The organism is Paenibacillus sp. P36 (assembly GCF_045866505.1).
GTDB lineage: Bacteria > Bacillota > Bacilli > Paenibacillales > NBRC-103111 > Paenibacillus_E > Paenibacillus_E chondroitinus.
Window position 1 is genome coordinate 8,309,371 of sequence record NZ_AP038372.1, and the last position, 8,130, is coordinate 8,317,500.

Here is an 8,130-nt window from a genome sequence, read left to right on the forward strand (position 1 = left end):
ATATGTTTCACCTTGGAACAGGATTTGTATTGGCATCTTGTTCCTCCTGTTCTAACCGTTTGCGCAAGTACTCTCGGCCCCGGTGTACTCGTGTTTTGATCGTCGTTACGGGCATATCAAGCACTTCAGAGATCTCCTGAAGGGACATATCCTGCAAATAGCGCAAAATGACGATTGATTTATATTTTTCCGGTAAGGTATCAATCGCTTTACGAATCTGTTCCTGTGTCTCGGACACGATGATTTGTTTCTCAGGCGTGTCTTCATGACTTGGCAGCATTGCATAATAGTCATTGCCTTCTCCGTCCGGCATTTCCGCGTCTAAGGAATACGTATTCTTTCTTCTACGCAATTTATCGATACACAGATTTGTTCCAATTCGAAAAATCCAAGTTGAAAACTTCTGATTCTCATCATATCGGTGCAAATTCGTATATACCCGCAAGAACGTTTCCTGCACCGCATCCTCGGCCTCTTGTTTGTTATTCAGCATACGGTAAGCCAAGTGAAAGATCTTATCCTTATAGAGCTCTACAAGCTCCGCAAAAGCATTTCGATCCCCATTTCTGGCTAGTTTAGCCAGACGTGCTTCAACAAAATTCAATTCGTTTTCCTCCGGCTTCTTAGGCAATTCGACTCTTTTCTAATACATACGCAAAAATAACGTTTTGTTTTCAGAAATTAAAATTCCAACCAAAATTAAACCCATCCCTATCCATTATAACCCATTTACCGGCTCCGCAATAATGGAAAACGTAGCGATAAACGCCACAGGAAGCTCAACCGAACCTAACATCCCCGCAAGGTGCTGCCGATTCGAGGAAAACAGATCTTGTATAGAACAAGAAAAGTCGAGCTGCGCTCGATATACGAGGCCCCCGACTTTATCATCCTGTCTATACGCTTATGCACTCTATAGTATCAGCCTGTGTTTCTCAGCCCAGCTGCAATGCCGTTAATTGTAAGCAGCACTTCACGCAGCAGAATTGCATCGTCTTGATTATTTTCACGCAGAGCACGAAGCTCTGTAAGCAGTTCAACCTGCATATAGCTCAGTGGATCAACGTAAGGGTTACGAAGGCGAATTGACTCTTGAATAACAGGAACATTATCCAAAATCTCTTGCTGCCCTGTAATTTGCAAAATGATCGAAGAAGTTAATTCATATTCTTCCCTAATGAGGTTGAAAATACGCTCTGCAATCGCCGATTCCTTCACTAAATTCCCGTATTCTTTCGCAATTTGCAGATCCGCTTTGGCAAGCGCCATTTGCAGATTATCAATCATAGTACGGAAGAATGACCAATCTTCATACATTTCTTTTAAAGTCTCTAGATTCGCTGCATTTCCTTGATAAAAGCTTTGCAGACCCGTGCCTGCCGCATACCATGCAGGAAGCAAATAACGAGTTTGCGTCCAGGAGAATACCCACGGAATCGCACGCAAATCTTCAAATCTGTCGCTATTTTTACGCTTGGATGGACGTGAACCAATATTCAGCTCGCCAATCTCAGGCAGCGGTGTTGATTCTTTAAAGAACGTTAAGAAGTCTTCGTCCCGGAAAATGAGATCCTGATATTTCGTCTGTGCCTGCTCCGAAATACCTCGCATAATCGTCTCCCATTTGTCTTCTTGTGGAAGTCTTTGTGGGGAAAGCGATAGTTTGGACGCTGTAATTAATGCAAAAGTCGCCTGCTCTAAGCTGCGATAAGCAATCCCTTGCAAGGAATAACGAGAAGATAAAACTTCCCCTTGCTCTGTGATCTTAATACCTCCGCCAAGCGTTTCTACCGGTTGTGCAAGGATACTGCGGTTAAGCGGCATTCCGCCGCGCCCTAGTGCGCCACCACGGCCATGGAAGAACTTCAGCTTCACGCCGAATTTTTTCGCAGCTTCCGTGATATCCTGAAGCGCCATACGAAGCTCCCAGTTTGCTGTGATTACTCCGCCGTCTTTATTGCTGTCCGAGTACCCAAGCATGATTTCGTGAAGCTGAGTTTCCGGATCAAGGCTGTCACGGTAAGCAGGAATTGCTAACAGTGTGCTCATAATACCTGGTGCCGCGTGCAAGTCGTCAATCGTTTCAAATAAAGGTACCGACTGAAGCGTGCTTGTTACGCTGCCATCGTTCTCTTTACGGTATAGGCCTGCTTCCTTCGCAAACACTACAACTTCCAGAAGATCACTAGCACCCTGTGTCATACTAATTAGGTAGCTATTGATACAATTACGTCCAAACTCTTTCTGTGCTTCGCCTACCGTACGGTAAACGTCTAAACACTCCTTCGTACCTTCGGAGTAATCCAGGTAAGTTGAAGTGATTGGTCTCGGATCATTCAGAACATCTGTCAGAAGCGAGATTTTCTCTTTTTCAGAAAGCTTACTGTAGTCACTCGTAATACCCATTTTCGCTAAAATCTCTGTCATAGCTGATTCATGCTCTTTACTGTGCTGTCTGATATCAAGAGCAGCTAAGTGGAAGCCGAACAGTTCAACTTGACGGATCAACTTTTTAATATATTTGTCAGCAACGTAATCGGCAAAATGCGATCTTAAGCTAGCATCAATAATTTGCAAATCACTAATAAATTCGTCGGGGCTGTTATATTTCTGACTTGCTGGCACATTAGGATTGCCTGTGTTATGCACCTTTTCGATCATATATGTTGTTTTGATACGGTAAGGCTCTTTCTCATTGCGCCATACATCCTGCACATTACCAAGAGCTACACGGTCGCATTGAATGGACTCCAGTAAGGCATCGCTAACTGTCACGATATTTTTGCTGAAGCTCATATTTTCTAGAGTTTCCTTAAGAACCTCTTCATACTTTTGCAAAGCCAGCTGACGGTGCAGTCCTAGCGTTTCCCATGTTACATTCGCTCTCACAGATGGATTGCCATCACGGTCTCCACCAATCCATGAACCGAACTTCAAGAATGATGGCACGTGCCAAGTATCCTGCGGGTAATATTTATTTAAGCAGCGTTCAAGCTCATGGTAAACCTCTGGCAGCACATCGAACAAAGTTTCGTCAAAATAGTACAACCCGTTACGAACCTCATCGATGACCGTCGGTTTGCGATCACGCAGCTCGTCCGTTTGCCATAGATTCAGAACTTCTCCAAGCAGCTTCTCACGCAGCTGTTCACGCTCGCGGGAAGTTAGCATCGGATTATCCAGCTTCATCATATCTTCCGAAATACGCAGATTAATATCAAGCACGGCTCTGCGCATTGCTTCCGTTGGATGAGCAGTCATGACAAGTTCTAAAGAGATAGATTTAAGAATTTCTTGCACTTCTTCAAAAGGGATATGATTGTTTCTTAGTTCCTGAACAATGCTCTCTATGGAACCAGGCTGCACGGTCTCACCGGAGGAACGCTCGTAGTCTCTTTTACGACGAATCCGATGATTCTGCTCAGCAATATTAACCAGCTGAAAGTAAATAGCAAATGCTCGGATCACTTGATGGCGAATTTCCGGATCAAGCGAAGAAATCGTTTCTTTGAACTCATCATAGATTTCAATGACATAGTGTGCTCTTAATGACTTACTCATCTCACGAATTTTCTCGACAACATCGAGGAGATCATTGCCGCCCTGATGTACCAGAACTTCACCTAGTATGTGCCCCAAGAAACGTACGTCCCTGCGAAGCAGATTATTCGTTCCTTGCTTTTGTAGGCCGATTACATTCTCTAACATAACTCTCCACCTCATCTATTCACTATGTTGCATTAATGCTTCTCTCTATAAAAGCTTGACGTTACAAAAACTCATTTCAGAATATTTTACCACAATCCGCTCTTTGCACATAGTAGTAAAATAAAAAAAGCCCTAATTAGGCTGTGGTAATTATTGTATGTTACAACAAAGGGATATCTCCTCCCTTCTCACAAACAAAACAAAAGCCACTCGAAGGTGACTCTTTCTTACGCCTCTAGTTCTTTATAAGCATGCTTTTTCAGATGAGCCCAAGCTATGTATTGTGTTAACGGAAGTACAGGTCTCTATTTAGCTGGATACTGTTGCATCCGTCCCTCGAAGGGAACTATGGTAAGCTATTTCGTAGATTTCAGCTAATATACTTGCCTTCGCTGACAGATAAAGCCCTGTAGTTCCCCCTAAAGGAGAATTTGGCTGATTTGCCCGAAATAGCGTACTCCAGTTCCCTTACTCTTTCCATACTTGCACAAAAAGAAAAAGCCACCCGAAGGTGACTCTCTCTTTTTGTGAAGCGGGTGATGGGAATCGAACCCACGCTACCAGCTTGGAAGGCTGAAGTTCTACCATTGAACTACACCCGCGCGTATATCGGGATGACACGATTTGAACATGCGACCCCCTGCTCCCAAAGCAGGTGCTCTACCAAGCTGAGCTACATCCCGATACGATAATACTAATAAGAAATGGCGCGCCCTGAGAGATTCGAACTCCCGACCTTTTGATTCGTAGTCAAATACTCTATCCAGCTGAGCTAAGGGCGCTTAAATTATGGAGCGGAAGACGGGGATCGAACCCGCGACCCTCGCCTTGGCAAGGCGATGCTCTACCGCTGAGCCACTTCCGCAGGGTACCTCAGGAGTATAAATACTTCTGAGGATTTAATGCGCGTAGAGGGACTTGAACCCCCACGGTCGCCCGCTAGATCCTAAGTCTAGTGCGTCTGCCAATTCCGCCATACGCGCATGTTCTAAATAAGGCAAATGGTGAGTCATGTAGGATTCGAACCTACGACACCCTGATTAAAAGTCAGGTGCTCTACCAACTGAGCTAATGACTCATAAAAAGAAACTGGGGATCAAGGATTTGAACCTTGGCATGACGGAGTCAAAGTCCGTTGCCTTACCGCTTGGCTAATCCCCAATGATAACATGCCGTCGAGAGGACTTGAACCCCCAACCTACTGATTACAAGTCAGTTGCTCTACCAGTTGAGCTACAACGGCATATACAGTTAATGGTGGAGGCTGACGGGATCGAACCGCCGACCCTCTGCTTGTAAGGCAGATGCTCTCCCAGCTGAGCTAAGCCTCCATGGGAAATACGTAATGGTGACCCGTAGGGGACTCGAACCCCTGTTACCTCCGTGAAAGGGAGGTGTCTTAACCACTTGACCAACGGGCCTTACAAAAAACTACTGGAGCTTCCAACCGGAATCGAACCGGTGACCTCATCCTTACCATGGATGCACTCTACCGACTGAGCTATGGAAGCAATGGCTCCCCGAACAGGACTCGAACCTGTGACAACTCGATTAACAGTCGAGTGCTCTACCAACTGAGCTATCAGGGAATACTGCTTGGCAACGTTCTACTCTCCCAGAACCCTGCGGTTCAAGTACCATCGACGCTGGAGGGCTTAACGGTCGTGTTCGAGATGGGAACGCGTGGGTCCCCTCCGCCATCATCACCAAACAGTCAAAGCGTGTTTGCGCCTTGAAAACTAGATACGAAACTTGCGTAAAGGTTTGATTCTTAGGATTTGTGGTTAAGCCCTCGACCGATTAGTATTCGTCAGCTGCATACGTTGCCGCACTTCCACCTCGAACCTATCAACCTCGTCGTCTACAAGGGGTCTTACATACTGGGAAATCTCATCTTGAGGGGGGCTTCGCGCTTAGATGCTTTCAGCGCTTATCCCCTCCGTACATAGCTACCCAGCGGTGCCTCTGGCGAGACAACTGGTACACCAGCGGTACGTCCATCCCGGTCCTCTCGTACTAAGGACAGCTCCTCTCAAATTTCCTACGCCCGCGACAGATAGGGACCGAACTGTCTCACGACGTTCTGAACCCAGCTCGCGTACCGCTTTAATGGGCGAACAGCCCAACCCTTGGGACCTACTTCAGCCCCAGGATGCGATGAGCCGACATCGAGGTGCCAAACCTCCCCGTCGATGTGGACTCTTGGGGGAGATAAGCCTGTTATCCCCAGGGTAGCTTTTATCCGTTGAGCGATGGCCCTTCCATTCGGTACCACCGGATCACTAAGTCCGACTTTCGTCCCTGCTCGACTTGTAGGTCTCGCAGTCAAGCTCCCTTATGCCTTTGCACTCTGCGAATGATTTCCAACCATTCTGAGGGAACCTTTAAACGCCTCCGTTACATTTTAGGAGGCGACCGCCCCAGTCAAACTGCCCACCTGACACTGTCCCCATACCGGATCACGGTACCAGGTTAGAACTCCGATACGATCAGGGTGGTATCCCAACGGCGCCTCCACCCAAGCTGGCGCTCAGGCTTCAAAGGCTCCCACCTATCCTGTACAGATCGTACCAAAGTCCAATATCAAGCTGCAGTAAAGCTCCATGGGGTCTTTCCGTCTTGTCGCGGGTAACCTGCATCTTCACAGGTATTAAAATTTCACCGGATCTCTCGTTGAGACAGCGCCCAAGTCGTTACGCCATTCGTGCGGGTCAGAATTTACCTGACAAGGAATTTCGCTACCTTAGGACCGTTATAGTTACGGCCGCCGTTTACTGGGGCTTCAATTCATAGCTTCGGGGTTACCCCCTAACCACTCCTCTTAACCTTCCAGCACCGGGCAGGCGTCAGCCCGTATACTTCGCCTTGCGGCTTCGCACAGACCTGTGTTTTTGCTAAACAGTCGCTTGGGCCTTTTCACTGCGGCCCCCTCGGGCTATTCACCCTACCGAGGCACCCCTTCTCCCGAAGTTACGGGGTCATTTTGCCGAGTTCCTTAACGAGAGTTCTTCCGCGCGCCTTAGAATTCTCTTCTCACCCACCTGTGTCGGTTTGCGGTACGGGCACCTTCGCCTGGCTAGAAGCTTTTCTTGGCAGTGTGAAATCATGACCTTCGGTACTTAAAATTTCCCTCCCCATCACAGCCCAGCCTTATGGTTAGCGGATTTGCCTACTAACCAGCCTCACTGCTTGGACGAGCATCCATCAGCTCGCGTCACTATCCTTCTGCGTCACTCCATTGCTCATAACGGCTACGGTGGTACAGGAATTTCCACCTGTTGTCCATCGACTACGCCTTTCGGCCTCGCCTTAGGTCCCGACTTACCCTGAGCGGACGAGCCTTCCTCAGGAACCCTTAGGTTTTCGGCGGATCAGATTCTCACTGATCTTTTCGTTACTTATACCGGCATTCTCACTTGTATGCGCTCCACCTGTCCTTACGGTCAGAATTCAACGTACATACAACGCTCCCCTACCCATGCACTAACGTGCAAGCCATAGCTTCGGTGGCGTGTTTAGCCCCGTTACATTTTCGGCGCAGAGTCACTCGACCAGTGAGCTATTACGCACTCTTTCAATGGTGGCTGCTTCTAAGCCAACATCCTGGTTGTCTGTGCAACTCCACATCCTTTCCCACTTAACACACACTTGGGGACCTTAGCTGATGGTCTGGGCTGTTTCCCTTTTGACAATGGATCTTAGCACTCACTGTCTGACTCCCGGATTTAAGTTTGTGGCATTCAGAGTTTGACTGGACTTGGTAACCCTTGGCGGGCCCCGCACCCAATCAGTGCTTTACCTCCACAACTCCACATCCGAGGCTAGCCCTAAAGCTATTTCGGGGAGAACCAGCTATCTCCGAGTTCGATTGGAATTTCTCCGCTACCCCCACCTCATCCCCGAATTTTTCAACATTCGTGGGTTCGGGCCTCCAGTGAGTGTTACCTCACCTTCACCCTGGACAGGGGTAGATCACACGGTTTCGGGTCTACGTCCACGTACTCAAGCGCCCTATTCAGACTCGCTTTCGCTGCGGCTCCGTCTCTTCGACTTAACCTCGCACGGGAACGTAACTCGCCGGTTCATTCTACAAAAGGCACGCCATCACCCATATAGAGGGCTCTGACTTTTTGTAAGCACACGGTTTCAGGTTCTTTTTCACTCCGCTTCCGCGGTGCTTTTCACCTTTCCCTCACGGTACTGCTTCACTATCGGTCACTAGGGAGTATTTAGCCTTGGCAGATGGTCCTGCCGGATTCCGACGGGGTTTCACGTGACCCGCCGTACTCAGGATACCTCTAGGAGATTCGTTTGATTTTGGCTACAGGGCTTTTACCTTCTATGCCGGACCTTTCCAGATCACTTCGCCTACCAAACTAACCCCATGATGAGGTCCTACAACCCCAAGGAGCAAGCTCCTTG

At 47.9% G+C, this 8,130-nt stretch carries 2 protein-coding genes, 12 tRNA genes and 2 rRNA genes (1 of these 16 only partly in view); all 16 read right to left on the reverse strand.

Annotated features, from left to right (window positions below; translation table 11 throughout):
- Positions 1-7: 7 nt before the first annotated feature.
- Positions 8-604 carry an RNA polymerase sigma factor SigW gene (gene sigW / locus ACKTT9_RS36320; RefSeq protein WP_407869827.1) on the reverse strand — a complete coding sequence of 199 codons (597 nt, stop codon included), beginning with the start codon at positions 602-604 and terminating at the stop codon, positions 8-10.
- Positions 605-921: 317 nt separating this feature from the next.
- The gene (gene ppc / locus ACKTT9_RS36325) at positions 922-3,708 is read right to left on the reverse strand and encodes a phosphoenolpyruvate carboxylase (protein ID WP_407869828.1); all 2,787 of its coding nucleotides are present in this window, start codon (positions 3,706-3,708) and stop codon (positions 922-924) included.
- A gap of 531 nt (positions 3,709-4,239) precedes the next feature.
- Positions 4,240-4,310, reverse strand: a tRNA-Gly gene (locus ACKTT9_RS36330).
- A gap of 7 nt (positions 4,311-4,317) precedes the next feature.
- A tRNA-Pro gene (locus tag ACKTT9_RS36335) sits at positions 4,318-4,391 on the reverse strand.
- A 22-nt stretch (positions 4,392-4,413) separates the two neighbouring features.
- Positions 4,414-4,490 (reverse strand) — tRNA-Arg (locus ACKTT9_RS36340).
- 8 nt (positions 4,491-4,498) lie between these two features.
- Positions 4,499-4,573, reverse strand: a tRNA-Gly gene (locus ACKTT9_RS36345).
- A 38-nt stretch (positions 4,574-4,611) separates the two neighbouring features.
- Positions 4,612-4,691 (reverse strand) — tRNA-Leu (locus ACKTT9_RS36350).
- Positions 4,692-4,710: 19 nt separating this feature from the next.
- Positions 4,711-4,786 (reverse strand) — tRNA-Lys (locus ACKTT9_RS36355).
- A gap of 11 nt (positions 4,787-4,797) precedes the next feature.
- Positions 4,798-4,869 (reverse strand) — tRNA-Gln (locus ACKTT9_RS36360).
- Positions 4,870-4,878: 9 nt separating this feature from the next.
- Positions 4,879-4,951 (reverse strand) — tRNA-Thr (locus tag ACKTT9_RS36365).
- Between the two features lie 12 nt (positions 4,952-4,963).
- A tRNA-Val gene (locus ACKTT9_RS36370) sits at positions 4,964-5,039 on the reverse strand.
- Between the two features lie 15 nt (positions 5,040-5,054).
- Positions 5,055-5,129 (reverse strand) — tRNA-Glu (locus tag ACKTT9_RS36375).
- Positions 5,130-5,143: 14 nt separating this feature from the next.
- Positions 5,144-5,219 (reverse strand) — tRNA-Thr (locus ACKTT9_RS36380).
- A 2-nt stretch (positions 5,220-5,221) separates the two neighbouring features.
- Positions 5,222-5,297, reverse strand: a tRNA-Asn gene (locus ACKTT9_RS36385).
- A 5-nt stretch (positions 5,298-5,302) separates the two neighbouring features.
- Positions 5,303-5,419: ribosomal RNA gene (gene rrf, locus ACKTT9_RS36390) — 5S ribosomal RNA — on the reverse strand.
- Between the two features lie 69 nt (positions 5,420-5,488).
- A 23S ribosomal RNA gene (locus ACKTT9_RS36395) occupies positions 5,489-8,130 on the reverse strand (it continues 276 nt past the right edge of the window).